At 70.7% G+C, this 26,867-nt stretch carries 24 protein-coding genes; 14 read left to right on the top strand and 10 right to left on the bottom strand.

Going from position 1 to position 26,867, the window contains the following annotated elements; genetic code table 11:
* Position 1 precedes the first annotated feature (1 nt).
* A complete protein-coding gene (locus FK268_RS07995) occupies positions 2–1,120 on the bottom strand; it encodes a citrate/2-methylcitrate synthase (RefSeq protein WP_146432884.1) in 1,119 nt (372 codons plus the stop codon).
* Positions 1,121–1,175: 55 nt separating this feature from the next.
* Here FK268_RS07995 and FK268_RS07990 point away from each other — a divergent pair, with 55 nt between their 5' ends.
* Positions 1,176–2,249 carry a citrate synthase gene (locus FK268_RS07990; RefSeq protein ID WP_146432882.1) on the top strand — a complete coding sequence of 358 codons (1,074 nt, stop codon included), beginning with the start codon at positions 1,176–1,178 and terminating at the stop codon, positions 2,247–2,249.
* Positions 2,246–2,917 (top strand): DNA alkylation repair protein, encoded by a 672-nt coding sequence (locus FK268_RS07985; protein WP_146432880.1) that lies wholly within the window; start codon positions 2,246–2,248, stop codon positions 2,915–2,917. The genes FK268_RS07990 and FK268_RS07985 overlap by 4 nt, the downstream gene beginning before the upstream one ends.
* Here FK268_RS07985 and FK268_RS07980 read toward each other — a convergent pair.
* A complete protein-coding gene (locus FK268_RS07980) occupies positions 2,904–4,112 on the bottom strand; it encodes a Cmx/CmrA family chloramphenicol efflux MFS transporter (protein ID WP_146432878.1) in 1,209 nt (402 codons plus the stop codon). The two genes, FK268_RS07985 and FK268_RS07980, sit on opposite strands and share 14 nt — an antisense overlap.
* Positions 4,112–4,867: an SDR family NAD(P)-dependent oxidoreductase gene (locus FK268_RS07975; RefSeq protein ID WP_146432876.1), complete on the bottom strand. Its 756-nt coding sequence runs from the start codon at positions 4,865–4,867 to the stop codon at positions 4,112–4,114. Before FK268_RS07975 ends, FK268_RS07980 begins: the two co-directional genes overlap by 1 nt.
* A 79-nt stretch (positions 4,868–4,946) precedes the next feature.
* On the opposite strand from FK268_RS07975, the gene FK268_RS07970 reads away from it, so the two are divergent.
* A complete protein-coding gene (locus tag FK268_RS07970) occupies positions 4,947–5,543 on the top strand; it encodes a TetR/AcrR family transcriptional regulator (protein ID WP_231706977.1) in 597 nt (198 codons plus the stop codon).
* On the opposite strand, the gene FK268_RS07965 is transcribed toward FK268_RS07970, so the two are convergent.
* Positions 5,533–6,231 (bottom strand): metal-dependent transcriptional regulator, encoded by a 699-nt coding sequence (locus tag FK268_RS07965; RefSeq protein ID WP_231706976.1) that lies wholly within the window; start codon positions 6,229–6,231, stop codon positions 5,533–5,535. The two genes, FK268_RS07970 and FK268_RS07965, sit on opposite strands and share 11 nt — an antisense overlap.
* A 34-nt stretch (positions 6,232–6,265) precedes the next feature.
* Between FK268_RS07965 and FK268_RS07960 the strand changes: the two genes are divergently transcribed.
* Both FK268_RS07960 and rpsO read left to right on the top strand, forming a co-directional pair.
* The gene (locus FK268_RS07960) at positions 6,266–7,228 is read left to right on the top strand and encodes a bifunctional riboflavin kinase/FAD synthetase (RefSeq protein ID WP_146432875.1); all 963 of its coding nucleotides are present in this window, start codon (positions 6,266–6,268) and stop codon (positions 7,226–7,228) included.
* An 89-nt stretch (positions 7,229–7,317) separates the two neighbouring features.
* Positions 7,318–7,587, top strand: a complete 270-nt coding sequence (rpsO, locus tag FK268_RS07955) for a 30S ribosomal protein S15 (RefSeq protein WP_068535417.1) — start codon at positions 7,318–7,320, stop codon at positions 7,585–7,587.
* Positions 7,588–7,663: 76 nt separating this feature from the next.
* On the opposite strand, the gene FK268_RS07950 is transcribed toward rpsO, so the two are convergent.
* Positions 7,664–8,413: an SDR family NAD(P)-dependent oxidoreductase gene (locus FK268_RS07950; RefSeq protein WP_146432873.1), complete on the bottom strand. Its 750-nt coding sequence runs from the start codon at positions 8,411–8,413 to the stop codon at positions 7,664–7,666.
* Between the two features lie 153 nt (positions 8,414–8,566).
* On the opposite strand from FK268_RS07950, the gene FK268_RS07945 reads away from it, so the two are divergent.
* A complete protein-coding gene (locus FK268_RS07945) occupies positions 8,567–9,046 on the top strand; it encodes a hypothetical protein (RefSeq protein ID WP_146432871.1) in 480 nt (159 codons plus the stop codon).
* Between the two features lie 30 nt (positions 9,047–9,076).
* On the opposite strand, the gene lysX is transcribed toward FK268_RS07945, so the two are convergent.
* Entirely contained in the window at positions 9,077–12,424 is a 3,348-nt protein-coding gene (gene lysX, locus FK268_RS07940; protein ID WP_146432870.1) for a bifunctional lysylphosphatidylglycerol synthetase/lysine--tRNA ligase LysX, read from the bottom strand.
* A 330-nt stretch (positions 12,425–12,754) separates the two neighbouring features.
* Here lysX and FK268_RS07935 point away from each other — a divergent pair, with 330 nt between their 5' ends.
* The gene (locus tag FK268_RS07935) at positions 12,755–14,995 is read left to right on the top strand and encodes a polyribonucleotide nucleotidyltransferase (protein ID WP_146432868.1); all 2,241 of its coding nucleotides are present in this window, start codon (positions 12,755–12,757) and stop codon (positions 14,993–14,995) included.
* 4 nt (positions 14,996–14,999) lie between these two features.
* Entirely contained in the window at positions 15,000–16,331 is a 1,332-nt protein-coding gene (locus FK268_RS07930; RefSeq protein ID WP_146432866.1) for a M16 family metallopeptidase, read from the top strand.
* Between the two features lie 122 nt (positions 16,332–16,453).
* On the opposite strand, the gene FK268_RS07925 is transcribed toward FK268_RS07930, so the two are convergent.
* Complete coding sequence (locus FK268_RS07925; protein WP_231707002.1) at positions 16,454–17,050, bottom strand: TetR/AcrR family transcriptional regulator; 597 nt, start codon at positions 17,048–17,050, stop codon at positions 16,454–16,456.
* 59 nt (positions 17,051–17,109) lie between these two features.
* On the opposite strand from FK268_RS07925, the gene FK268_RS07920 reads away from it, so the two are divergent.
* Both FK268_RS07920 and FK268_RS07915 read left to right on the top strand, forming a co-directional pair.
* Entirely contained in the window at positions 17,110–17,955 is an 846-nt protein-coding gene (locus FK268_RS07920) for an alpha/beta fold hydrolase (RefSeq protein ID WP_146433455.1), read from the top strand.
* A 75-nt stretch (positions 17,956–18,030) separates the two neighbouring features.
* On the top strand, positions 18,031–18,492 hold the full coding sequence (locus FK268_RS07915; RefSeq protein WP_146432864.1) for a hypothetical protein: 462 nt from the start codon (positions 18,031–18,033) through the stop codon (positions 18,490–18,492).
* A gap of 58 nt (positions 18,493–18,550) precedes the next feature.
* On the opposite strand, the gene FK268_RS07910 is transcribed toward FK268_RS07915, so the two are convergent.
* Both FK268_RS07910 and FK268_RS07905 read right to left on the bottom strand, forming a co-directional pair.
* Positions 18,551–19,555 carry a glycerophosphodiester phosphodiesterase gene (locus FK268_RS07910; protein ID WP_146432862.1) on the bottom strand — a complete coding sequence of 335 codons (1,005 nt, stop codon included), beginning with the start codon at positions 19,553–19,555 and terminating at the stop codon, positions 18,551–18,553.
* 118 nt (positions 19,556–19,673) lie between these two features.
* Entirely contained in the window at positions 19,674–21,179 is a 1,506-nt protein-coding gene (locus FK268_RS07905) for an amino acid permease (RefSeq protein WP_146432860.1), read from the bottom strand.
* A gap of 142 nt (positions 21,180–21,321) precedes the next feature.
* Here FK268_RS07905 and FK268_RS07900 point away from each other — a divergent pair, with 142 nt between their 5' ends.
* Positions 21,322–23,202, top strand: coding sequence for a putative nucleotidyltransferase substrate binding domain-containing protein (locus tag FK268_RS07900; protein WP_146432858.1), 1,881 nt, complete (start codon positions 21,322–21,324; stop codon positions 23,200–23,202).
* Positions 23,203–23,205: 3 nt separating this feature from the next.
* On the opposite strand, the gene ald is transcribed toward FK268_RS07900, so the two are convergent.
* A complete protein-coding gene (gene ald / locus FK268_RS07895) occupies positions 23,206–24,321 on the bottom strand; it encodes an alanine dehydrogenase (RefSeq protein WP_146432857.1) in 1,116 nt (371 codons plus the stop codon).
* 98 nt (positions 24,322–24,419) lie between these two features.
* Between ald and FK268_RS07890 the strand changes: the two genes are divergently transcribed.
* The 3 genes from FK268_RS07890 (at position 24,420) to FK268_RS07880 (ending at position 26,856) form a co-directional block, all read left to right on the top strand.
* Positions 24,420–24,929, top strand: a complete 510-nt coding sequence (locus FK268_RS07890; protein WP_146432855.1) for an Lrp/AsnC family transcriptional regulator — start codon at positions 24,420–24,422, stop codon at positions 24,927–24,929.
* Between the two features lie 86 nt (positions 24,930–25,015).
* The gene (locus FK268_RS07885) at positions 25,016–26,104 is read left to right on the top strand and encodes a 2,3-butanediol dehydrogenase (RefSeq protein WP_146432853.1); all 1,089 of its coding nucleotides are present in this window, start codon (positions 25,016–25,018) and stop codon (positions 26,102–26,104) included.
* 26 nt (positions 26,105–26,130) lie between these two features.
* The gene (locus FK268_RS07880; protein ID WP_146432851.1) at positions 26,131–26,856 is read left to right on the top strand and encodes a pirin family protein; all 726 of its coding nucleotides are present in this window, start codon (positions 26,131–26,133) and stop codon (positions 26,854–26,856) included.
* Positions 26,857–26,867 lie beyond the last annotated feature (11 nt).

Genomic DNA, 26,867 nt, shown 5'->3' with positions numbered 1-26,867 from the left:
CCTACGCTACTGCAAACCTCGTGCCGACGTAGCGCGCCGAGGGGCGGATGATCTTGCCCTGGCGCACCTGCTCGAGCACGTTCGCCGTCCACCCGACGACGCGGGCGACGCCGAAGGTGGGCGTGAACATCGACGGTGGCAGGCCCACCTCGCTCATCACCACGCCGGCGTAGTACTCGACGTTCGCATAGAGCCGCCGGCCCGGCTTGAGCTCGTTGATGGCGGACTCGATCTCCGCCTCCACCTGCAGGGCCTGGCGTACCAGGGGCGAGTCGTACCGCCGGGCGACGTGCTTGAGCAGCTCCGACCGGGGATCGTGCGTGCGGTACACCGCGTGCCCGAAGCCCATGATCCGCTCGTCGCGGGCGATCTTGTCGCGGACCCACTCTCGGGTGTTCGACGGGTCGCCGATCTCGTCGAGTGCGGCCAGCGCCCGGCTCGGCGCGCCGCCGTGCAGTGGGCCGAGGAAGGCGCCCAGCGCACCGAGCAGGCATGACGTCATGTCCGATCCGGTGGACGCGATCACCCGGCCCGCGAAGGTCGAGGCGTTGAATCCGTGGTCGATGGTCGCAACGAGGTAGGTCTGCAGCGCCGCGGCGTCGGCGGGATCGGTGTTCCCGGTCGCCATCCGGAGGTAGTCGGCGGCGTGACCCGCGCTCGGATCGGCGTCCGCGGGCTCCTCGCCCCGGGCCAGACGGTGCGCCGCCGCCAGGATCGTCGGCGTCACCGCGGCGGAGCGCAGGGCCGCCTCGGTCCGCTCCTCCTCCGGCAGGTCCATGAGCGGTCGATCACCCAGACCGAGCGCGGCGAGCGCCACCCGTAGCGCGTGCATGGGCTCGGTCTCGGGTCGCACGGTCGTCCGCAGCAGGTCGACGGTGCTCCCGTCGACGGGGCGGAGCGCGCCCACACGCGCCTGGAAGGCGTCGGCCGCGTCGGCCTCGGGAAGCGAACCGAAGAGCACGAGGTGCCAGGCGTCCTCGAAGCGGACGTCGCGCGCCAGCGCGGTGGCGTCGTGGCCGCGGTAGTGGAAGAAGCCCTCCTCTCCCCGGACGTCGCCGATCTCGGTGTCGGTCACGATGACGTTCTTGAGCCCCGCCGGGGCGATGAGCGGTGTGGTCATGGCACGAGTGTGAGCGATGTTGATCAACACTCGCAATGTTGATTGAATCAAGGGCGTGGACAGGTGGATCACGACGTCCGAGGCGGCGGAGCGCCTCGGCGTCAAGCGCGGGACGCTGTACTCCTACGTCAGCCGCGGCGTGCTGCACTCGCAGCGCATGCCGGGGCAGGCGGAATCGCTCTTCGACCGCACGCAGGTCGACTCGCTCGCGGCGGCCAAGCACGACGGCCGGCGCGAGGCGGACAGGCTGCTGCGTTTCCGGGCCGTGACCACGCGCGTCTCCTCGCTGCGGGGCGACTCGTTGCAGCTGCGCGGCCGGCCGATCGCCCGGGTCTGCGCGGAGATGGACTTCGCCGCGGCCGCCCGATTCGCCCTCGAGACCGACGGTGCCGCACCACCTCCCGCGGTCGACCTCGCTGCCGCGCGGAAGGTCGCACTGGAGCGCCGGATCCCGCTGGCTGTGGCGCTCCTCGCGGCGCAGGATCCGCTGCGCGCGGATCGGTCCGCGGTCGCCGAGCGCACGCTCGGTCTGCTGCCGGTGCTTGCCGGGCTCGTGCCCGAGGTGCGCCTGGAGCACCCGTGGGTCGACGCCCAGGCGACCTGTCTCATCGACAACGGGCTCGCGGCGTCGACCACGGCCGCGCGGGTGGCGGCGTCCGCCCGGGCGGGGCTGTACGACGCGCTTCTCGCCGGGTACGCGGCACTCGCCGGACCGCTGCACGGCGGTGCCCCCGCGGCGGCCTATGAACTGCTCGGCCGGGTGCTCGCGGGCGACGATGTGGACCAGGCGATCGCCCACGCCTCGTGGGGCGGTCACCTCGCCGGCTTCGGCCACATCGTCTACACGGGCGAGGATCCGCGGGCCACCGTCGTGCTCGGGTTGATGCGCGCCGATCAGCCGGATGCTCCCGCACTGCACGCTGTCGAGGAACTCGCCGCGCGGGTCGGTCGGTCGGTCAATATCGATCTGGCAGGCGCGGCCGTCGCGCACACGCTGGGACTCCCGGCGCGCGCAACCGAGGTGCTCTTCCAGTACGGGCGCACCGTCGGGATGGCGGCGCACATCGCCGAGGAGTACGACGAGGCACCGCTGCGCTGGCGCGGCGCCAACAGCGGAGGGGTCCGGTGAAGGATCTGGTCGAGGGGATCCGCGCGGGGTTGCGCTCCGCGGCCGACCCGGAGCGGGCGCCGAAGATGCAGGCGTACATGAAGTCCGAGATGCCCTTCCTGGGTGTGCCGGCACCGGCTGCGCGCTCGATCGTGACGTCCGCGCGGCGCACGCACCCGCCCGCGGACCGTGCCGACCTGGTCGCCACCGTGCGCGAGCTCTGGGACGAAGCCGTGTACCGCGAGGAGCGGTACGCCGCGCAGCACCTGCTGCGCGGCCGGCTCACCAAGGGCCGGCTCGAACTCCTTCCGCTGCACGAGCACATCGCCGTGACCGGCGCCTGGTGGGATCACGTCGACGAAACCGCTCACCACATCGCGGACCTCCACGACGCGCACCCCGAGGAGACGGCGGCGGTGGCCCGCGCCTGGAGCCTCGGTGACCACATGTGGCTGCGCCGCCTGGCGATCATCTCGCAGCTCGGCCGGAAGGACCGGCTCGACACCGCGCTGCTGACGGAGGTGATCGAACCGGCCCTTCCCGAATCGGAGTTCTTCCTGCGCAAGGCGATCGGCTGGGCACTCCGCGAGTACGGGAGGACCGATCCGGAGTGGGTACGCGCGTACGTCGCGGCGCACGAGGCCGAACTCAGCGGGCTCTCGCGCCGCGAGGCGCTCAAGCACCTGTGACGCACTCCTGCTCGACCCTCGGCTCGGGATCCGCCCGTGGCGAGCGCCGGGCCATCCGGGTGTCCGCGCCCACCAGCAGCAGCCCGCCCGCGGCGAGCACGGCGCCGATCGCCGGCAGCCACGGGTAGCCGAGGCCGGCGTCGAGTGCGACGCCGCCCAGCCACGGGCCGAAGGCGATGCCCACGTTGAACGCCGAGGCGGTGAGCGCCGGGACCAGCAGCGGCGCCTGCGGGGCGATCGCGAAGTTGCGCGAGTTGAGCACCGGGTTCACCCCGAATCCGCTCGCACCGAGGAGGAAGACCAGCACTGCGACGGCGGCGGGCAGGCCGATGAGGATCGCCAGCAGTGCGGAAGTCGTCGTGAGCCCCGCGAGGCCGGCAACGAGGGTCGTCGTCGGACGACGGTCCGCGAACCTGCCGCCCACCATGATCCCGACGCACGTCCCGACGCCGTACACCGCGAGGAAGACCGGGATCCACCGCGGCGCAACGCCCGTCGAATCGCCGAGAAGGGCGCCGAGGTAGCCGAACGTGATCAACAGCGCGGACAGGGTGACGGCGGTGATCCCGTACGACAACCACAGCCGGGGCACGGCGAGGCCCCGCAGTTCGCGGCGCGGATCGCGCACCGCGGCACCGTCGGACGCGTCGTCCGGCACCGCGACGGCGAGCGCGGCGAGCGCCACCAGCGAGGCGATCGCCACCGCCCAGAACGCTCCGCGCCAGCCGAGGTGCTGGCCGATCACGGTGCCCAGGGGGAGCCCGACCGCCATGGCGAGCGTGAGACCGCCGGCCACGATGCTCATGGCCCGGCCACGGGCGTTCTCCGGGACGAGGGCGACGGCGGTGGTGATGGCCACGGACCAGAACCCCGCGTACACGACCGCGCCGACGAACCGCGTCACCAGCAGCACGGCGTACGACGACGTGAGAGCACCGGCCACGTGGGTCAGGGCGAAGATCAGTGTGAACGCCAGGAGCGCGTGCTTGCGGGAGACCGGAAGCATCGTCAGCGCGAAGGCGAGTAGCGGGGCGCCCACCACCATGCCCAGTGCGAACCCCGAGATGAGGAGTCCGGCTTGGGAGATGGAGACGTGCAGGTCGGCTGCGAGCTCGGGGAGCAGGCCCGCGAGCATCAGCTCGGAGGTGCCCTGCGCGAAGATCCCGAACCCGAGGACGTGGACGGCACGTGGCATCACAGCAGCGACCCGCCGCTCGCGTCGAGCCATTGCCCCGTGACCCAGCCGGCCTCCGCCGAGACCAGGAAGCCGACCACGGCCGCGACATCGGCGGGCTGCCCGATCCGCCCGAGTGGGGAGTCCGTGGTCATCGCGGCGCGGCCCTCTTCGGTCGCGAGCCGGGCCGCGTTCATGTCGGTGGCGGTCGCGCCCGGGCCGACCGCGTTGACGGTGATGCGGCGTGGCGCGAGATCCTTGGCCAGGGCGAAGGTCAGCGCGTCGATCGCGGCCTTGGACATCGAATAGGGGAGTAGCGCGGCGTTGTACGAGCCGTGGGTGAACCGCGTCGAGATGTTGACCACTCGGCCGCCGTCTGCGAGGCGGGACAGGCCGTGCTGCAGCAGGAAGAACGGTGCGCGGGCGTTGACCGCCTGGACCAGGTCGAAGGTCGTCGGATCCACCTCCGAGAACGGCGTTCTGCCGCCGAGGATCCCGGCGTTGTTGATCACGATGTCGGCGTGCGGCGCGTGCCGGTCGTACTGCTCCCACAGCTGGGCGGGCGCCTGCGGCGATGACAGGTCGGCACGGATCGCGAACGCCGCACCCCCGCGTTCTTCGACCAGCCGGACCGCCGATTCCGCGGTCTCGTCGTCGGACCCGTAGTGGATCGCCACCGTCGCGCCCCGACCGCCCAGATTCTCGGCGATCGCTCGTCCGATACCGCGGCTCCCGCCCGTGACCAGGGCGTACTTGCCTGCCAGATCGTTCGGCACTGCTGCTCCTTAATTCCGTAGCGACTGATACGGAATGAAACGTACCAGCTTTTCGTAGTGGTCGCTATAGAATGAGGTCATGGCGATGAACACCCGGGGAAGGCCGCGCTCCTTCGACCGCGAGGCGGCGTTGGACGCTGCCGCGCTGCTGTTCTGGGAGAAGGGCTTCGAGGCCACCTCGATCCGCGATCTCACGGAACGGCTGGGCATCGAGGCGCCCAGCCTCTATCGCGCGTTCGGTGACAAGCGGCAGCTGTTCACCGAGGCGGTGGCCGACTACGACCGCAGGTACGGAGGTTTCATCGCGCGGGCGCTGCGTGAGCCCACGGCCCGCGCCGTCGCGACGCGGCTGCTCACCGAGGGGCCGGAGCTGTACACCCGCGACGGCCTGCCGCGCGGCTGCCTCGTGGTCAGCGGCGACGCCGGGACCACGGACGCCGTAGTCGCGGAGAGCATGATCGCGATGCGCTCCGCGAACGTACAGGGCCTTGCCGAGCGCATCGCGCAGGACGTCGACGCCGGTCTGCTTCCCGCGGATGTCGACGCGCTCGCTCTGGCGAGGTTCACCATGTCGGTCGTGAACGGCCTCGCCCAGGCCGCCCGCGAGGGGGTGCCGGTTCAGGAGCTGCGGCAGGTCGGCCGTGTGGCGCTGAACGCCTGGCCCGTCAGCTCCTGACCCAGATGGCCTGTGCTGCCACGTCTCCCAGATCCAAGGGTGCACCGTCGTCGACGGTGACGGCGATGGTCCCGAGGAACTTGCGCAGTTCCACCACCACGATCCGCGCGTCGGGCGCGATGCCGACCTCCTGGAAGTAGCGCAGCATCTCGGGGTCGGAGTCGGAGATCCGGGCGACGGTGCCGGTCTGGCCGGCGGTGAGCTCCGACAGGAGGCAGGCGTCGGGGGTGGGGACGGTGCCGTCGGGCTGGGGGATCGGATCGCCGTGCGGATCGCGGTCGGGGTAGCCGAGGCGCTCGTCGAGGCGGGCCAGGAAGCGCTCGGAGACGGCGTGCTCGAGGACCTCGGCCTCGTCGTGCACCTCGTCCCAGCCGTATCCGAGCTCCGAGACGAGGAAGGTCTCCAGGAGCCGGTGCCGTCGCACCATCGCGGTCGCAGCGGTGCGGCCGTCGTCGGTGAGCGTGACCGCGCCGTACTTCTCGTGGTCGACCAGCCCCTGGTCGGCGAGCTTGCGGATCGCCTCCGACGCGGTGGAGGCGGAGACGCCGAGTGCGTCGGCGAGCGACTTCGTAGTGACCTTCACATCCGACCACTCCTGCGCGGTCCAGATCTGCTTGAGGTAGTCCTGCGTGACCGCGGACAGCTCGCCGACGGGGCGCGGCGAATCGGGCAGGGGAGGCTTGGGCACGCACCCACCATAGGCCGTCCGATAGGGTGAGTGCGTGCTTCGCTGGCGAGGGCTCGATGACGTTCCCGCGGACTGGGGACGCTGTGTGGTGACGATCGGCGTGTTCGACGGTGTACACCGTGGACACGCCCAATTGATCGCACGAGCGACCGCGGAGGCCCACGAACGTGGGCTCCCGGCCGTACTGATGACGTTCGATCCGCATCCCGCCGAGGTGGTGCGGCCCGGATCGCATCCGCCCCAGCTCACGACGCTGACGCGGCGGGCGGAGCTCGCTGAGGAGCTGGGCATCGACGTCTTCTGCGTCATGCCCTTCACCGCCACCGTCATGGCGCAGCCGGCGGAGGACTTCGTGCACTCCGTGTTGGTCGAGCGGCTCCACGCCGCCGCCGTCGTGGTGGGCGACAACTTCACCTTCGGCTACCGCGCGCTCGGCAACGTCGAGATGCTCGCGAGGCTGGGCCAGAAGTTCGGCTTCTCGGTGGACGCGGTTCCGCTCCTCACCGAGCACTCCGTGACCTACTCGTCGACGTACATCCGCTCCTGTGTCGACGCGGGCGACGTGAAGGCCGCCGCCGAGGCGCTCGGCCGTCCGCACCGCGTCGAGGGTGTGGTGGTGCGCGGCGACGGTCGCGGTCGCGAGCTCGGCTTCCCGACGGCGAACGTGGCGCCGCCGATGTTCGCCGCGATCCCGGCCGACGGCGTCTACGCGGCATGGTTCACCGTGCTCGGACCTGGTCCCGTCGTCGGGCAGGTGACGCCCGGTGAGCGGTATCCCGCCGCGGTCTCCGTCGGCAGCAACCCGACCTTCTCGGGGCGGACCCGCACCGTCGAGGCCTTCGTGCTCGACACCTCGGCCGATCTGTACGGCCAGCACGTCGCCGTCGACTTCGTCGATCGCGTGCGGGGGATGGAGCGCTTCGAGTCGGTGGAGGCGCTGCTCGACGCCATGGGCGGCGACGTGGACAAGACCCGCGCGATTCTGGGAATCCCCTGATTCCTGGTAACGTAGTCGCTCGTGCCTGCTGCAGTTCGCGGTGGCGGCACGGATCCATGTCGACGCGATACTGAAACAAGGAGCAATCCATGTCGCTCACCACTGAGCAGAAGAAGTCGATCCTGGCCGAGTACGGCCTGCACGAGACTGACACCGGTTCCCCTGAGGCCCAGGTCGCGATGCTGACCAAGCGCATCACCGACCTCACCGAGCACCTCAAGCAGCACAAGCACGATCACCACAGCCGTCGCGGCCTGCTGCTGCTGGTCGGCCGTCGTCGCCGTCTGCTGAAGTACGTCGCCTCGGTGGACATCAACCGCTACCGCTCGCTCATCGAGCGCCTCGGCCTGCGCCGCTAAGAGCTTTTCGCCGAACGGCCCGTTCCCGGTTCTTCCCGGGGGCGGGCCGTTCCGCGTTCGCGGGTCGACGGTGCTCTCAGCCCCGGCCGAGTAGTGTGCCGCCGTTGACCTGGAGTATCTGGCCGGTGGTCCAGCCCGCGTCGGGCGCGGCGAGGTAGGAGACGGCGGCGGCGACCTCATCCGGTGTGCCCGGCCGGCCGGCCGGGATCTGCGCCACGCGAGTGTCGTGCAGCTCGTCCGTCAGGCGGTCGGTCCAGAACTCGGTGGCGGGGACGAACCCCGGCGCGACGACGTTCACCGTGATCCCCTCCGGCGCCAACTCCATGGCGATTCCCGCCGACCAGGCGTGCAGTGCGGCCTTCGCCGCGCCGTACGCGCCGGGGCCGCGAAGACCGGCGATCGAGCTGATCGAGATCACCCGGCCACCCGGGCGGGCGAGGTGCGGACGCAGTGCCTCCGTGGCCAGTACCGCGGTGATCGTGTTGAGGCGGAAGATCGTCGCGTACGAGTCGGCCACGCCCGCGAGGTCCCCCGGCGCACCGTCGCGGGCCGGGTTGCCTCCCACGTTGTTGACCAGGATGTCGACGGTGCCCGCCGAACCCAACCGATCGGCGAGCGCGCCGACGTCGGAAGGCTCGGTCAGATCGGCGACCTCGACGGACACCCGCTCCGCGCCGACCTCCGCGTTGATCGCGGCCGCGGTCTCCTCGAGCACCGCCGCCCGTCGCCCCACGATGAGGACGGCGTCCCCGTCCGCCGCCAGGCGGTGCGCGATCGCCCGCCCGATGCCGGTACCGCCACCTGTCACCACCGCACGCCGCGTCATCGTTCGAATGTCTCACGATCTCGGGGCCGCCGCAGGACGGGCCGGAGTAACGCTGCGGCACGGCGGGCGATATCCAGACTGAACGCATCGGCATCGCCGTCGTTCGCCGGTCCAGTCCTCGGCCGCGGAACACCGACTACGAATCGAGTGATCATGCACCGTCGCACGCCCGCCATCACCGCAACCCTCACCGCCGCGGGAGCTCTCGCGGCGAGTCTCGGCCTCGGCGCCGGGGCCGCGCAGGCCGCGCCCCTCGCCGTGCAGCAGGTGCCCGCCGTGGGGACCGGCATCAGCGGCCTGGTGGTACCCGTGAAGATCGAATCGCGCGTCGTCGCGCAGAGCACCGCCGACCCTGGGAGTGTGCGCTTCTCCGCGCCGAACGGGCCGTCGCAGTGCGCGACCACCTTCAACAAGGCGCTGGTCCGCATCGATTGGCGCAACCCTGCGACCGGCCGGTTCGGCAGCGTCACCATCAAGCCCTGCCCCGTCGGATACAACCCGGGATTCGGCACCGACGCCTCGGTGGTCACCGGTCCCGGCCGGATCGTGTTCACCCAGGTGATCACGGGGAGCCCCGAGAGCGCGAGCCCCGGCCTCCCGGCCACGCCCGGCAGCGGCGCCGTGCTGCGCTGATCGCCGCGTGGTGCTCGCGTCGCGAGGCGCTCAGCGGTCCTGGGGCTTGACGAACGGGAAGGCCAGCGTGGCACGGATGTTCACGCCCGCGAGGAGCATGACGACGCGGTCGACGCCGATGCCGAGACCACCGGTGGGCGGCATCGCGTAGGACAGCGCGTCCAGGAAGGACTCGTCCAGCTCCATCGCCTCCGCATCGCCCGCGGCGGCGGCCATGGACTGCTTGGTGAGTCGCTCGCGCTGATCGATCGGATCCGTGAGCTCGGTGTACGCGGTGCCGAGCTCTGCGCCGAAGCCGACCAGGTCCCACTGCTCCGTCAGGCGCGGGTCGTCCCGGTGTTTGCGCGCCAGCGGCGAGACCTCGATGGGGAAGTCGCAGTAGAAGGTCGGGAACTCCGTCTGCTTCTCGACCAGCGCCTCGTAGAGCTCCATCACCAGCTTGCCCGCACTCGCCCCGCGCGGCACCGCCACGTGGTGGCGGGCGCACACGGCGGCGACCTCGTCGACGGTGGACGCCGAGGTCAGCTCGGTTCCGGCCGCTGCGGACACCGCCGCATGCACGGTGATCACCGGCCACTCGGCCGTGAGGTCCACCTCCCGGGTGCCGCCGGCACCGTCGGGACGCACGGCGACGGGCCGGCCGTTCACCGCGACCGCCGCGGCCAGGATCACCTCGCGCGTGAGCGTCCGCATCGTGGTGTAGTCGCCGTAGGCCTCGTAGGCCTCGAGCGCGGTGAACTCGGGGTTGTGCGTGGCGTCGGCGCCCTCGTTGCGGAAGTTGCGGTTCAGTTCGAAGATCCGGCCCATACCGCCGACCGCCAGCCGCTTGAGGTAGAGCTCCGGCGCGATCCGCAGGTACAGCCCCATGTCATAGGCGTTGATGTGCGTGGTGAACGGGCGGGCCGCAGCGCCGCCGTGCACCGACTGCAGCATCGGCGTCTCGACCTCCGTGTAGCCGCGGCCGACGAACACCCCGCGCATCGCCGCAACGGCGCGCGAGCGGCGGTACAGCAGGTCGACGGCACCGTCGTCGGTGATGAGCTCCAAGGGGCGATTGCGCGCCCGGGTCTCGTCGCCGAGTCGTGCCCGCGTCTTCGGGACGGGGGAGAGGCACTTGCCGGCCATCGCCCACGACGTGAGCAGTACGGACAACTCCCCGGTGCGGGACCGGGTCACCTCGCCGGTCACGGAGACGAGGTCTCCCATGTCGATCGCGGTGCGCCACAGGGCCCGTGCGTCGTCGGGCGTCCGGGAGCGCTCCGCGATCACCTGCAGGTGCGAGCCGTCCTCGTGCAGGTCGACGAAGGTGACGCCGCCGTAGTCGCGCACCGCCCGGACGCGACCGGTGACGGAGACGATCTCCCCCGGCGCACCGTCGGCCCGGACGGCCGCGAGGGATGTGGTGCGCGGGACCGACGGGGGATAGCCCGGCATCCCGGCGTCCTCGAGTGCCTGGAGCTTGCGGCGCCGCACCCGTTGCTGTTCGGACAGCCGCACCGGCGGAGCCTCCCGGCGCAGCAGGCGCTCCTCCTCGGCGAGCAGCCGGTCGACGAACTCCGCGTCGCGCGGGAACTCGTCCGGGATCGACGGTCCCGCCAGGAACTTCGGCCCGATCTGCGGGAGGAAGCCCTCGGCGGTGCCGACAGCGATGCCGGCGCGGACCGCAGTGAGTGAGGGGTCGTAGCAGAGGATGCGGGGAACCCACTCGGGGCGGTACTTGTCGTTGGAGCGGTACAGCGTCTCCAGTTGGTAGAACTTCGACGCGAGGCTGAGCACCGAGTCCACCATGCGGGTGATCGGACCGGCGCCCACCCGGTCGGCCTCGGAGAAGACGGAGCGGAAGACCGCGAAGTTCAAGGAGATCCGCCGGATCCCGAGCTCTCCGCACTGCTCGATGAGTGTGGCCACCATGTACTCGTTGAGGCCGTTCTCGGCGTTGCGGTCGCGGCGCATCAGGTCGAGCGAGAGCCCGCGCGTGCCCCACGGGACGAAACTGAGCAGGCCGCGCACGGTGCCCCCGGCGTCGTGGGCGGAGACCAGGACGCAGCGACCGTCCACCGGATCGCCGATGCGGTTGAGCGCCATGGAGAAGCCGCGCTCGGTCTCCTCGCCGCGCCACGCCTCCGCCAGCTCGGCGACCTCGGCGAGTTCGGCCGCGGACAGGTCCGCGTGCCGGCGCACCTTGAGCGTGTACCCGGCGGCGCTCACGCGGGTCACGGCCTGGCGTACCGCGCGCATGTCGCGGCCCTTGAGCGTGAAGTCGTCGACGTGGATGATCGCCTCGTCGCCGATCGTGAGCGTGCGCAGGCCCGCGGCCTCGTAGACCTCTGCGCCCGCGGCGCTGGCGGCCAGGACGGCGGGGTAGAGGCTGTGGGTGCGGCAGTCCTCGATCCAGGCGCCGACGGCGGCGGGCCAGGAGTCGCGCTGACCGATCGGGTCGGCGCTCGCCATCGAGACGGGCCCCACGGCGCGGCAGGTGACCACGGCGCGCCGGTCCGGGGCGGCGATCACGGCCTTGTCGCGGCGGGTGGCGAAGTAGCCGAGCGAATCCTCCTCGCCGTACTCGAGCAGGAGGCGCCGGACTTCGAGCTCCTCGGGTTCGGTCATCAGCTCGTCGCCGCGTCCGGCCCGCCAGAAGGCCATGAGCGCGAGGATCAGCACCGTGGCCGAGAGGACGCCGGCCAGGGAGTAGATCCAGACGGGGCCGTTGTGCCCGTTGAGCGCCACGTCGATCTGCCGCGGCACCGCGACGCCGAAGGTCGTGCGCAGCGACCACAGCAGCACCTCGACGGTGCCGTCCAGCCGGTTCGGGCCCCTGCCCGGGAACGTGAACGCGAGCGCCACCACGATCAGGTACACGCCGATGAACCCGCCGACGAGGACGCCGATCGCGGCCCGGCGTGAACCGCGGGCGAGCTTGGCGGGGAACTGCGGCCGCGCGGCGATCACGAGGGCGAGGCAGACGGCACTGATGAGCGCGGTGAGCGCGGCGCCCGGCAGCGAGAACCGCACGGAGACGTAGGCCTGCAGGTACGCCGGGAGATGACGGCCGTCGTCGGGGTCCAGCTGATCGGTCGCGATGATCACCAGCGTCGCGATGTTCACCAGCACCTGCAGCGACATCATGATGACGGCGACGGTGTGCGCGGCCCGCAGCCGCCGCCGCAGCGCGCCGCTCAGCACGGTCAATGCGGCGACCAGCAGGAGGCTGGGATGCGACGGGATGCCGACGATGCCGAGCAGGTCGGCGACGAAGGGCAGCGCGCGGTCACCGCGAATGATCGCGCTCAGCAGCGAGACCACTGCTGCGACCAGCGTCATCCGCGCGATCCACACCGCGGTGGCCTCCTGGGTGCGCTCCCGGCTGGCCTGCGACACGACGATTCCTCCTCGGGTGCGCACACGGCGTGTGCGGGTCACGTGGAAAAGACTCCCGATGATAGCCTTGACGCAGGTCCGTCCGACGTCGGTGCCGGTAGATCCGGTCCGACATCTGCGGTGCGCCGTCTCGGTGTCACTCCCCGCGGGGTGGTCCTCGGTAGTGGTTGCCGGAAACCTCGTCCTCACCGACGAGCGGGTCCGGCGGCTTCGATCGATGACCGCGCCAGGGCGCCCCGCCACCACGTCGAACGACTTCCGCCGCGCGCAGCATGCGCGCAGCCAGGTGGGGACGGTCCGCGCGAAGAAGAAAGGTTTCTTCCCCACAACATGACAGACAACACCCAGGTCGAGTTCGACGACGACATCACCGAAGCGGTCGCCGTCATCGACAACGGCTCCTTCGGCACGCGCACCATCCGGTTCGAGACCGGCCGGTTCGCGCAGCAGGCCGCCGGCTCCGTCGCCGCGTACCTCGACGACGAGACGATGCTGCTCTCGGCCACGTCGCACAGCAAGCACCCGAAGGAGCACTTCGACTTCTTCCCGCTGACGGTGGACGTCGAGGAGCGCATGTACGCCGCGGGCCGGATCCCCGGTTCGTTCTTCCGTCGCGAAGGTCGCCCGTCGACCGACGCGATCCTCACTTGCCGCCTGATCGACCGGCCGCTGCGCCCGTCCTTCGTCGACGGCCTGCGCAACGAGATCCAGGTCGTCGTGACCGTCATGTCGCTCGATCCGAAGGATCTGTACGACGTCGTCGCGATCAACGCCGCCTCGGCGTCGACCCAGATCGCGGGCCTGCCCTTCTCGGGCCCCGTCGGCGGTGTGCGCGTCGCGCTCATCGGCGGCCAGTGGGTCGCCTTCCCGACCGTCGAGCAGCTCGAGGGCGCCGTCTTCGACATGGTCGTCGCCGGCCGCATCGTCTCGGGCTCCGGCAAGGATGCCGACGTCGCGATCATGATGGTCGAGGCCGAGGCCACCGAGAACGTCATCGAGCTCATCGAGGGCGGCGCCACGGCGCCCACCGAGGCCGTCGTGGCCGAGGGCCTCGAGGCCGCCAAGCCCTTCATCGCCGTGCTCTGCGAGGCGCAGAAGCAGCTGGCCGCCGGTGCTGCGAAGCCGACCGGCGAGTTCCCGCTGTTCCCGGCCTACCAGGACGACGTCTTCGCCGCCGTCGAGGCCGCGGGTGCCGCGGGCCTCAACGAGGCGCTGTCGATCGCCGGCAAGCAGGAGCGCGACGCCGCCACCGACGTGGTCAAGGCGCAGGTGCTCGAGGCCGTCGGCCCGCAGTTCGAGGGCCGCGAGGGCGAGATCGGCGCGGCCTTCCGCTCGCTGACCAAGAAGCTGGTGCGCAAGCGCATCCTCACCGACCACTTCCGCATCGACGGCCGTGGCATCACCGATATCCGCTCGCTCAGCGCCGAGATCGCCGTGATCCCGCGCGCCCACGGCAGCGCGCTGTTCGAGCGCGGCGAGACCCAGATCCTGGGCGTCACCACGCTGGACATGGTGAAGATGGCGCAGCAGATCGACTCGCTGGGCCCCGAGACCAGCAAGCGCTACATGCACCACTACAACTTCCCGCCGTACTCGACCGGTGAGACCGGCCGCGTCGGCTCGCCGAAGCGTCGCGAGATCGGCCACGGCGCGCTCGCCGAGCGCGCCCTCGTGCCGGTGCTGCCGTCGGTGGAGGAGTTCCCCTACGCCATCCGCCAGGTCTCCGAGGCGCTGAGCTCCAACGGCTCCACGTCGATGGGTTCGGTCTGCGCCTCGACGATGTCGCTGCTCAACGCCGGTGTGCCGCTCAAGGCGCCCGTCGCGGGCATCGCCATGGGCCTGGTGTCCGACGAGGTCGACGGTCAGGCCCGCTACGTGGCCCTGACCGACATCCTCGGTGCCGAGGACGCCTTCGGCGACATGGACTTCAAGGTCGCCGGCACGTCCGACTTCGTCACCGCCCTGCAGCTGGACACCAAGCTCGACGGCATCCCCTCGCAGGTGCTGGCCGGCGCGCTGGGCCAGGCGAAGGACGCCCGCACCACGATCCTCGAGGTCATGGCCGAGGCGATCGACGCTCCGGACGAGATGAGCCCGTACGCGCCCCGGATCACCACCATCAAGGTGCCCGTGGACAAGATCGGCGAGGTCATCGGCCCCAAGGGCAAGACGATCAACTCCATCACCGAGGAGACCGGCGCCAACATCTCGATCGAGGATGACGGCACGGTGTTCGTCGGTGCCGCCGACGGCCCGTCGGCGCAGGCGGCGATCGACCGGATCAACGCCATCGCGAACCCGCAGCTCCCGAAGGTGGGCGAGCGCTTCCTGGGCACCGTGGTCAAGACCACGGCGTTCGGTGCCTTCGTCTCGCTGGTGCCCGGCCGCGACGGCCTGGTCCACATCAGCAAGCTGGGCAACGGCAAGCGCGTGAACAAGGTCGAGGACGTGGTCGGGGTCGGCAGCAAGCTGCAGGTCGAGATCGCCGACATCGACGAGCGCGGCAAGATCAGCCTGATCCCGGTCGTCGAGGAAGCCGCCGCTGAGGCGGCGCCTGCGGGCGAGGAGTAATCAGCTGAGCAGCCTGACAACGAAGGCTGCGCGGACGGGGGCATCCGGATCGGGTGCCCCCGTTCGTCGTAGCGTGCTCCCCGGCGGCCTGCGGGTGGTCACGGAGACGGTGCCGGGTTCCCGGTCCGCCGCCGTCGGCCTGTGGGTCGCGGTCGGCTCGCGCGATGAGCACCCCGCCTCCGCCGGCTCCGCCCACTTCCTCGAGCATCTGCTGTTCAAGGCCACGCCGCACCGCGACGCGGCCTCCCTGGCCGCCGAGGTGGACGCCGTGGGCGGCGAGATCAACGCCTTCACGTCGAAGGAGCACACCTGTTACTACGCGCACGTGCTCGACACCGACCTCGAGCTCGCCGTCGACGTGGTGACCGACGTCGTGCTGGGCGGCCTGTGCCGTCCGGCGGACGTCGAGGTCGAGCGCGAGGTCGTGCTCGAGGAGCTCGCGATGCGCGACGACGACCCGGAGGACCTCGTCAACGAGGCGGCGACCGCGGCGCTGCTGGGCGATCATCCGCTGGCCCGCCCGGTGCTCGGCACCGAGGACTCGGTGTCGGCGATGACCGCCGCGCGACTGCGCGGTTTCCACCGCCGGCGGTACACCCCCGAGCGGATGGTGCTGGCCGTGGCCGGCAACGTCACGCACGCGCAGGTGGTCACGCTGGCGCGCAAGGCCTTCGCGGGCCGCCTCGACGGTGACGCCGCATCCGCCCCTGTCCGCACGGGCATCCGGCGCCGGCCGGGTGCGCCCGCGCTGCACGTGGTGAACCGGGACGGCGAGCAGTCGCACCTCGTCGCGGGCACCCGGGCGTACGGGCGGTTCCACCCCGACAGGTGGGCGCTGTCCGTGCTGAACACCGCGATCGGCGGAGGCCTGAGCTCGCGCCTGTTCCAGGAGATCCGGGAGCAGCGAGGCCTGGCGTACACGGTGTACTCGGCCGTGGACACCTACGCCGACACCGGCCTGTTCTCGGTGTACGCGGGGTGCTCGCCGGAGCGCCTGGGCGAGGTCGCGACGGTGGCGCGCACGGTCCTCGAGGACGTCCGCGACGACGGCCTCACGACCGAGGAGCTGGCGCGGGCGAAGGGCTCGCTGCGCGGGGGACTGGTCCTCGGGCTCGAGGACGCGCAGTCCCGCATGCACCGCATCGGCCGCAGCGAGATCAACTACCAGAACCAGCGCACCATCACCCGGACGTTGTCGGCCATCGACCGGGTTTCGGCGGCGGACGTGAACCGCGTTGCGCGGGATCTGCTCTCGCAGCCCTTCGGCGGCGCGGTCCTGGGGCCGCATCGCGGCAAGCGGGGAGTCCCCGCACCCGTCCGCAACTGGTTGGGCTGAACCCCGGGCGAAACGGGTGCGGGGATCCATCCACGCCCGACATGCGTCACCGCCCCCGGCACACCGGGTGCCCTCGGGCGAATCGGGTGCGGGTAGGCATCCGCACCCGATTCGCCCGCCGCCTAGTCGGTTCCGGAGGCGGCCAGCGCCCGTCGAACATGCTCGCGCAGCGCCGATCCTGCCGCTAGTAGCGGATCCGGGCTGCGCAATGCGCGGGCGAGGATGAACGCACCCTCGAGCGAGCTCAATACCGCCAGCGTCAGCTCTCGAGCCGCACGGTTGTTGATACCGCGAGCCGTGAAATACGCGGTACCGCCGGAGATCCAATCCGCGAAGACCTCCGCGGCCGCCGCGGCGACCTCGGGCTCGGAATCCGCGACCTCGCCCGCGACGGTGCCCACGGGGCACATCGTGATCCATCCCGCCTCGGCGATGTGTTCGGCGGCGAGCGCGAACGCCCCCGGGATCGCGTCCTCCAGGTCCGGCGCACCGTCGAGCAGGGCCGGTAGCAGTGCCATGTAGGCGGCCCCGGAGGAACGCAGAGCTGCCGACGCCACCTCCGGCTTTCCGCCGGGGAAGTGGTGGTACAAGGAGCCCATCGGGGCGCCGGCGGCCTCGGTGAGCTGTTTGACCGTGGTGGCCCCGTAGCCCTGGCGCCGCAGCAGTTCTCCCATCGCCACGACGAGGCGCTCGGGGGTGGGCATTGACCGATCGATCATCACGTCCTACATTCTAGAGTGTCCGCTCTAGAGTGAGTGCTCTAATGGAGGTGATGGGAATGCCGGAGGTCCGCGTCCCCGCCGGCCGGATCCACTACGAGGAGCTCGGCGACGGCCCACCGGTGGTGCTACTGCACGGCCTGCTGATGGATCACACAGTGTGGAAGGAGGTGCTTCCGCTGCTGCCCCGTGGACACCGGTACGTGCTCCCCGATCTGCCGCTAGGAGCGCATCCCGTTCCGCTCGACGCGGACGCGGATCTCTCGAACGACGGGATCGCGCACCTCATCGCCGACTTCCTCGACGCGCTCGACCTACGCGGGGTCACGCTGGTGCACAGTGATTGGGGCGGGGGACTACTGCTCACAGCGCTCGGACGGGATGAGCGGATCGGGCGCCTGGTGATTCTGCCGAGCACCGCGTTCGACAACTTCCCGCCCGGACTCCCCGGCAAGGTCGCGACCGTCGCCGTCCGTCTTCCCGGCCTGAGTCTGGGGCTGCGCGCTATGCGGATCGGGGCGGTCCGACGCCTACCGCTGCTGTTCGGCCGCATGGCGCGACACATTCCCGACGTGACGATGCGGGCCTGGACGGAACCCGCGATCACGAACCCGCTGATTCGCCGGGACCTGCTCAAACATGCTCGTGCGCCCTACGACCGCGCAGATCTCACTCGTCGTACCGAGGCGCTGCGGGCCTTTGCCGGCCCCGCCCTGATCCTGTGGTCGACCGACGGCTCGGTGATGCCGCGCGACCACGGTCGCCGGTTGGCCGAGATCCTGCCGTTGGGCCGTCTGGTGGAGCTGGATGACTGCTACGTGCTGTCGATGCTGGACCGCCCGGACGTCGTCGCCGCCGAACTTGCCGGCTTTCTCGCAGATTCGTCTCCGGCTCGCCACGACTGACGAGGTCACGGCCGTGGTCACGCCCTGTGTACACTTTGCGAAGTCAAAACCGCTTCGAGATCACAGGGGATGCCCATGACCACGCTCGTCCGTCGCGCGATCGCGACCGCTCTCACCGCGGGAACGGTGCTCGCCCTCGCCCCGGCTGTGGCCAACGCCTCCGGAACCGTCGTCTTCCGCGGCACGGTCACGGGTGGCACGTCGATCCGCACCACCGCGCCGAACGCGACCGCCACCTGGGTCGGCGACTACGACGACGCCGGCAATCTCGTCATCCGCACCAACTGCGTGATCGCCCGGCACGAGCTCGGCGTGATCGGCGTCCCGCCGTCGCCGCTGCCCGCGGACCGGTGCGAGTCGATCAAGGGCATCGACCTGTCCGACCGCGTACTGGTCTGGGAGAACGCCACCACGGGCAAGACCGGGACCGCCCGCTCGGAGTACGACGGGACGTTCGTCGTCTCGCCCGGTAAGGGCAGCGTGAGCGTCGCGATCAGCGGCATCGTCGGGACCGCTGTGGCGACCTACGTCGCCTGACGGATCCGGACAACGCACGGGGCGGCCCACCGGATCCGGTGGGCCGCCCCGTGCGTGTTCACTTCGTGTAGGCGCGGGGGAGCGGTTTCCCGGAGTCGGCGAGGACGCCGCGCAGGCGCGTCGGGTAGTCGGTGATGATGCCGTCCACGCCGAGCGCCAGTTGCGCGCGCATGTCCGCGGGCTCGTTGACGGTCCACGGGATCACCGTGAGGCCCGCGGCGTGCGCGGCGGTCACCGTCTTCGCGTCGGAGAGCGCGTAGTCGGGCGAGAGCACGTCGAATCCGGCGGACTTCGCGGCGCGCACCACGTCACCGTCGAACTGCTCGAACGTGACCGGGCCCAGCCAGGCCGACTTCGGCTTCCACGTCGTCGCGTCGTAGAGCGCCACCAGTGGCACCGACGGGGCCTGAGCGCGCACCAGCGGCAGGGAGCGCCAGTCGAAGCTCTGGATCTCGATCCGATCGAGCACGCCGGCGCGGCGCGCGGCGCCGAGGATCTTCTCGACGAAGGCGGCGGGCTCGGCCGACTTCGAGCGCTCCTCCGCCTCGATCTTGGTCTCGATGTTGAACCGCACGCCGTTTCCCTTGTACTGCGCGGCGAGGTCGAACAGCTGGGGCAGCGTGGCGATCCGGTTCCCCTCGACGACCTTCGCCGCGGGGAACTTGCCCAGCTTCTTCGCGCAGACCAGGGTCTGCACCTGGGCGTAGGTCAGATCGTGGATCGTCTTGCCCACGTAAGGGAACTGCTTGTCGCCTGGCGTCGCCGGAGCGGTGTCGGTGCATTTGTCGGCCTGGACCGTCGGATCGTGCCAGATGAGCGGGACCTGGTCCTTGGTCAGGACGATGTCCAGCTCGAGGGTGGTGACGCCGAGTTCGATCGAGCGAGCGAAGCCGTACAGCGACTCCTCGGTGTGCTCACCGCGCCCGCCGCGATGCGACTGCAGGTCGAAGCCGTTCGACGGTGCCGCCTGGACCGGGGCTGCCAGTGCGGCGCCACCCAGGACGACGGCGGCCGTCGCCACGAGTCCGGCGAGGCGGGGGAGTATGCGGGAGCGAGGGGTCATGAACGGAAGGTAATCGTCTGCGGTGAACCGGCGGTGAATGCGCTGCGACCGTGTGGTGCACGCGGGACGCCCGCCGGGGCGAGTGCTCCGGCGGGCGTCCTGGTGGAAGACGAGGCGACTAGTTCTTGTCGTTGAGCTTCCAGGTCGGCGCGATGTCGCCGCCGGTGTGCTCGATGACGCGCGACTTCACCGCGAACCAGCCGATCACGATGATGGCCACGAAGGCGGGAATGCCCAGCACCACGACCACGAGGTTGGTCTTGTCGAAGAAGCCGCCGTCGGCCTTCGAGCCCGAGTAGGCCATGCCCACGAGGACGAGGAACAGGAAGCCGAGACCGACGTAGCTCATGTACGGCGCGAGCGGCGCGCGGAACGGGCTCTTGGTCACGATCCCCGCGTCGGACAGCCGCCGGTAGCGGATGTGGCACAGGAAGATCAGGGACCAGACGCCGACGACGGCGATGGCGGAGGCCTCGAGCGCGATGTCGAAGGCCTTGCCGGGGACGAGCACGTTGAGCACGGCGCCGAGCACGTAGAACAGCGACGTGACCAGGATGCCGGCCGCCGGGACACCCGACTTGCTCATCTGCATGAAGATCTTCGGCGCCTCGCGGCTGGCGGCGAGGCTGCGCAGCATGCGGCCGGTGGTGTAGAGGCCGGCGTTGAGCGAGCTCATGGCGGCCACGATGAGAACGCCGTTGATGAGGCTCGCCATCCAGCCCACGCCCATGCGCTCGAAGACGGTCACGAAGGGCGACTCCAGGCTGCCGTCGGCACCCGTGTTGCCGTACTCACTGGTGGGCAGGATGCACACGAGCAGGAAGATCGAGCCGCAGTAGAAGACGGCGATACGCAGGATCACCGAGTTGACGGCCTTGGGCACCTCGCGCTGCGGGTTCTGCATCTCGCCGGCGGCGATGCCGACCATCTCGATCGCGGCGTAGGCGAAGACGACGCCGGACATCACGACGATGGGCGCGATCCAGCCGAAGGTGTCGCTGTGCGGCCAGAATCCGCCGGGGTTGCTCCACAGGTTGGAGATGCCCGCCTTGTGCGCCTTGTCGCCGCTGCCGACCGTGATCTGGCCGACCACGATGACGAGACCGACCACGAGGAAGATGACGATGGCACCGACCTTGAGCACCGAGGCCCAGAACTCGAACTCGCCGAAGGCGCGCGCCGAGAGCAGGTTGATCACCAGGACCACCGCGAGGGCGATGATCACGGAGATGCCCTGCGGCAGGTCCCACCACTTCTTGACGTACACCGCCACCGCGGACAACTCGGCGACACCGGTGAGCGCCCAGAAGACCCAGTACAGCCAGCCCGCCGCGAAGGCGGCGGCCTCGCCGAAGAACTCGCGGGCGTAGGAGACGAAGGCGCCCGAGCTCTGGCGGTAGAGCACCAGCTCGCCGAGGGCGCGCATGAGGAAGAAGGCGATCACGCCGACGAAGGCGTAGCTGAACAGCAGGGCGGGGCCGGTGCTGTGGAGGCGGCTGGCGGAGCCCAGGAACAGGCCCGTGCCGATGGCGCCGCCGATGGCGATCATCTGCACGTGTCGCCGACCGAGGGTCTGCTTGTAGCCCTCCTGCTCGGCCGCGAACTTATCGACGGATTGCGTCATGGATGAGTCTTTCTCCTCGACGTATCGGTGCGCATGGGGTTGTGCGCTGGATGGGAATGTAGACCTCGCAACGCTTCCGCGGATGCGTTACCGGAAGATGACTTCGGGATGTCGATCGGCGCGGACGTGTAAACATAGGGCCATGACCGACTTCTCGGACCTCGGGGAGCTGTTCGCCTTCCTGTCCGGACATACGCCCTTCGACGGCCTGCCCGACGATGTTCGCGCACGTCTCGCGGCCGAGTCGTCGATCAGCGAGTTCCCCGAGGGGGCGACGATCCTCGACGGTTTGTCCGCTTCGCCCGATCACGCCTTCGTGGTGCTCTCGGGCCGGGTCGGCGTGTGGAACTTCCCGACCGCGGCGTCCACCGACGCCGGCGACGTCGACGAGGTGGTGGGTCCCGGCGGCGTCTTCGGGTACGTGGTGATCCTGGTGGGGGCGAAGGGCGGCCCGCGGGCGGTCGCGCTCTCCGACGTGACGCTGCTGCGCCTGCCCGCGTGGGCCGTGGGCGACATGTTCTCCACGCCCGCGGGCGTCGCCTTCCTCGCGACCGAGCTGGCCAAGCCGACCACCGCCGTGTCCGCCGAGGAGATCCGCGAGCGGACCGCCGGGGAGATCGTGCGCCGCGCGCCCGTGGTGTGCCCGCCGACGGTCACCGTGCAGGAGGCGGCCACGGCGATGACGGAGGCCAAATCCGGCTACATCGTGGTCGAGAACGCCGCGCGCGAGCCCCTGGGCATCGTCACCGACCACGACCTGCGGGCCCGCGTGATCTCGGTGGGACGGCCGGTGACTGATCCCGTGACCGCGGTGATGACGGCTCCGCTCGCGGCGGTCCCGGAGTCCGCGCTGTCCTCGGACGTCCTGATCGAGATGCTCGACCGCAAGCTGCACTACATGGCGGTGCTCGACGAGCACGCGGCCGTGCGGGGAGTCGTCCAGGACGTCGACTTCCTCACGGTGCCGACCACGTCCACCTTCGCGCTGCAGCGCCGGATCGAACGCGCGGGTGCGGCGGAACTGCCGGAGATCGGCGCCACGATCCGGGAGATCTTCCCGGTGCTGTGGGGGCAGCAGGCGCCCGTCCGGCACATCTCGGGCGTCGCGGCGGTGGCGATCGAGGCGATGGTGCGCCGCTGCATCGAACTGGAACTGCCGGTGCATCCCGAGCTGCACGAGGGCGACTTCACGTGGCTCTCGCTCGGCAGCGTCTCGCGCCGCGAAGTGGTGCCCAGCTCCGACGTCGACAGCGCGATCATCCTCAAGGACGTCGCGGGTGCCTCCGAGGAGGAGATCGAGACCCGCCGGTCCGCGGCGCTCGCCCTCGCCGCCGCGGTCCACGCGCGGCTGGAGGAGTGCGGCATCCCGTCGGACACCAACGGCGCGACGGCGGCCACGCCGCGGTTCTGCCGGACCGAGTCCGAGTGGCTCTACGCCGCGAGCGAGTGGATCGACGCGCCGCTGTCCAACAACGCCATGATGATGGCGTCGTTGCTCGTGGACGGCCGCCCGGTCTGGGGCGATCTCACCCTCCAGCCGGTGGCCGGCGTCTACCAGCATCTCTCGGAACACCCCCGATCCTTCATCCTGATGCTGCGCGAAGCGCTGACGGCCAAGGCGCGCCTGCGCTCCGTGCGCGACGTGATCTCGTTGCGCGGCGGCACTTTCGATATCAAGGCGCACGCCCTGGTGCCGGTGGTCAACATCGCCCGCTGGGCGGCGCTCAGCCGGGGGTCCACCAAACTGCAGACCCGCAACCGGCTCGCGGCGGGGGCGGACTCGCCGGTGCTGCCCGACGATGCGGCCGAGGTGCTCCGGGAGGCCTTCTCCATCCTCGAGAGGATCCGGATGGAGCACCAGGTCGAGCAGATGGCGGCGGGCCGTACTCCCGGCGACGTGCTGTCCATCCGCCGGATGCCGTCCCTGGATCGCGGCCTCCTCGAGCAGTGCGTACGCGAGGTGGCCGCGGTGCAGCGGCGGATGGCCAACCTCGCGCAGTACCTCGACGCGGGCGAGTGGTGAGCCTCAGACGAGGACGTCTTCGGGTGCCTTCGAGGCGATGTCGAGGGCGGCACCGACGCTGGCGTTGAGCAGGACTCCGTCGTGCGTCGACAGGCCCGCCGCGAGCGCGCTGTCGTCGGCGCAGGCGGCCTTCCAGCCCTTGTCCGCGATCCGCAGCACGTAGGGCAGCGTGGCGCCGGTGAGGGCGAAGGTCGACGTGCGGGGCACCGCGCCGGGCATGTTCGCGACGCAGTAGAAGACCGTTTCGCCCACGGTGAAGGTCGGGTCGTCGTGCGTGGTGGGCCGCGAATCGGCGAAGCAGCCGCCCTGGTCGATCGCGATGTCCACGAGCACGGCGCCCGGGCGCATGCGGTGCACGAGCTCCGTCGACACCAGCTTCGGCGCGGCGGCGCCGGGGATCAGGACGGCGCCGATCACGAGATCGGACTCGACCACGGCCTCCTCGAGCGCGAGCGAGGTGGAGTAGCTGGTGTGGACGCGACCGCCGAACTGGGCGTTGACGGCGCGCATCTTGCGCACGTCGAGGTCGAAGACGGTGACGTCGGCACCCATGCCGGCGGCGATCTGCGCCGCGTTGATGCCGGAGACGCCGCCACCGATCACGGTCACCTTCGCGGGCGCCGTGCCGGGCACGCCGCCCATGAGCACACCGCGGCCGCCCTTGCTGCGCATGAGGTGGTAGCTGCCGACCTGGGGCGCGAGCCGGCCCGCGACCTCGGACATCGGCGCGAGGAGGGGGAGCGAGCCGTCCTCGAGCTGCACCGTCTCGTACGCGATCGACGTGGTCTTCGACGCGAGCAGCGCGTCGGTGCAGGGGCGCGAGGCCGCGAGGTGCAGGTAGGTGAAGATCGTCTGCTCGGCGCGCATCCGGCCGTACTCGGCCTCGATGGGCTCCTTGACCTTGAGCAGCAGGTCCGTCTCGCCCCAGACGTCGTCCGCGGTCGGTGCGATGCGGGCGCCCGCCGCCACGAAGTCGTCGTTGCCGATCGCGGAGCCGAGGCCCGCCCCGTCCTCGATCAGGACCTCGTGGCCGCGGCGGACGAGCTCCGCGACGCCGCCGGGCGTGATCGCCACGCGGTATTCGTTGTTCTTGATCTCGGTGGGGATTCCGACGCGCATCGTGTGCTCCTGTCAGGTGGGGTGGTGTGTGTCACATACTCTGAAGAAACATCGAGAACCGATCAAGTCATCAGAAGAAGATTCTGGAGGAGCGGACCATGAGTGATGTTCATTCCATCAGAACGGCATATCGCCCACAGTCGTCGAACGATCGTCGACCTCTGCTCGACGACGCGGACCGCCGCATCCTGCTGGTTCTGCAGCGCGACGGCCGTGTCTCGAACGCCGCGCTGGCCGAGGAGGTGGGGCTCGCGCCGTCGACCGTGCACACCCGGATGCGTCGCCTCGCCGACGCGGGTGTGATCCGCGGCTTCTTCGCCGACGTCGATCCGGCGGCGGTCGGCCGCCCGCTGCGCGCCATGATCTCCGTGACCCTGCGCTCCACGGCGCGCCACCGGATCCGTCAGTTCGTGGAGTCGGTGATCGACCTGCCGCCGGTGATCGACGCCTACTTCCTCGCCGGGGGCGACGACTACCTGCTGCACGTCGCGGCCGTCGACACCGACGATCTGCGGCACCTCGTCGAATACCTCAGCGCGCGCGAGGAGGTCGCCGGCACCAACACCTCGCTCGTCTTCGAACACGTCCGCGGTTCGGCGCCGCTGTAGGTTGCAACCCGCTGCAACGTTCGACGGTCGAGCCGGTGCGAGCGACTGTGGTGCGGATCACACACGACCAGCCGGAGGTGCCCACCATGCGAGCAGCGCGCTACTACGACCGCAACGACGTCCGGATCGAGGACGTCCCCGCCCCCGTGACGACGGACGGCACCGTCGCCATCGACGTCGCGTGGTGCGGTATCTGCGGCACCGACCTGCACGAGTACGTCGACGGACCGATCTTCGTCCCGCCGCACGGGCATCCGAACCCCGTGAGCGGCGAGGCCGCGCCGCTGACCATCGGTCACGAGATGTCCGGCGTGGTCGCCGCGGTCGGGGCGGGCGTGGACGACCTGCAGGTGGGGGATCACGTCGTGGTGGAGCCGTACATCATCGCCGACGACGTGGACACCGGGCCGGAGAGCTCGGACTACCACCTCTCGCCGAACATGAATTTCATCGGCCTGGGTGGCCGCGGCGGCGGCCTCTCCGAGCGGATCGTCGTGCAGCGCCGCTGGGTGCACCGGATCTCGAAGGACGTCCCGCTGGACCAGGCCGCCCTCATCGAGCCGCTGGCCGTCGGGTATCACGCGCTGCAGCGCTCCGGCGCGGGCGCGGGCGCGTTCGCCCTGATCACCGGAGCCGGCCCGATCGGCCTGCTCACCGCCGCGGTGTGCACGGCACGCGGCCTGACGGTCGCGATCAGCGAGCCGAGCTCGCTGCGCCGGGAACGGGCGGCGGAGACCGGCGTCGCGGACCACGTCTTCGATCCCACGCAGGTCGACGTCGTCGCTGCAGTGCGCGAGCTGACGGGTGGCCGAGGCGCCGACGTCGGCTTCGAGTGCACCTCGGTGCAGCCCGCCCTCGACACGCTCTTCGATGCCCTGCGCCCGCAGGCCGTGCTGGTCGTCGTCTCGATCTGGGGGCACCCCGGCACGATCGACATGCAGAAGCTGGTGCTCAAGGAGATCGACATGCGCGGCACCATCGCCTACGTCAACAATCACGCCGAGACGATCGCCCTGGTCGAGAGCGGCACCGTCGACCTGGCGCCGTTCATCACCGGACGGATCGGCCTCGACGAACTCGTGAGCGTCGGCTACGACACCCTGCTGCACCACAACGAGACCGCCGTGAAGATCCTGGTCTCGCCGTCCGGGGCGGGACTGCCCGCGCGGGCGTGAGCCCGGCACCGGCCTACGCTGAGCGGGTGACTCGAAGCAGGATCATCCGCGCGGGCGACCGCGGGTTCTGGCGCGGCGACGGCCTGGTGACCCGGCAGTCGTTCCCGTTCACCGGCAACTTCGACCTGGGCGAGAACGCCTTCGGGCAACTGCTGGTGCACAACGACGATCTCGTCGACCCGGGGTCGGGCGTCGACCGGCACTTCCACCGCGACGTGGAGATCGTGACCTGGATGGTCGCCGGGGAAGTGCATCACGACGACTCGTCCGGGGCGGAGGGCGTGGTCCGGGCCGGCCAGGTGCAGGCGATGAGCGCCGGGACCGGGGTCAACCACCGCGAGCAGAACCCGCGTTCCACGCGGGCGGTCGCGCGGGTGATCCAGATGTGGGTGCCGCCGAACGAGCCGGGTGGTGAGGCCGAGTACCGCACCGCCGACGTCCCGCTCGACGGGCGCGGCCTCGTCCTGGTGGCGTCGGGGATGGCGGGCCACGAACCCGCGGTCACGATCGGCAACGACGCTGCGGCGATGTACGCCGCCCGCCTGGCAGCGGGGGAGTCCGTCGTGGTGCCCGATGCCCCGTACGGCCACCTCTTCGTCGTCTCCGGCGCCGTCACCGTCGCCGGTGAGTCGCTCGCCGAGGGGGACGTGCTCCGGACGGTCCGGGCGGGTGCCTCGACGGTGCACGCCGAGCGGGACGGCACGGAGATCCTGTTCTGGGAGATGCACGCGCAGGCGGTCTCGGCGCTGTAGCCGCCGGCCGC

It is taken from the genome of Tsukamurella sputi, from assembly GCF_007858445.1.
Lineage (GTDB): Bacteria > Actinomycetota > Actinomycetes > Mycobacteriales > Mycobacteriaceae > Tsukamurella > Tsukamurella sputi.
Note: the sequence above shows the minus strand (reverse complement) of the source record. Positions and strands in the feature narration are given on the sequence as shown.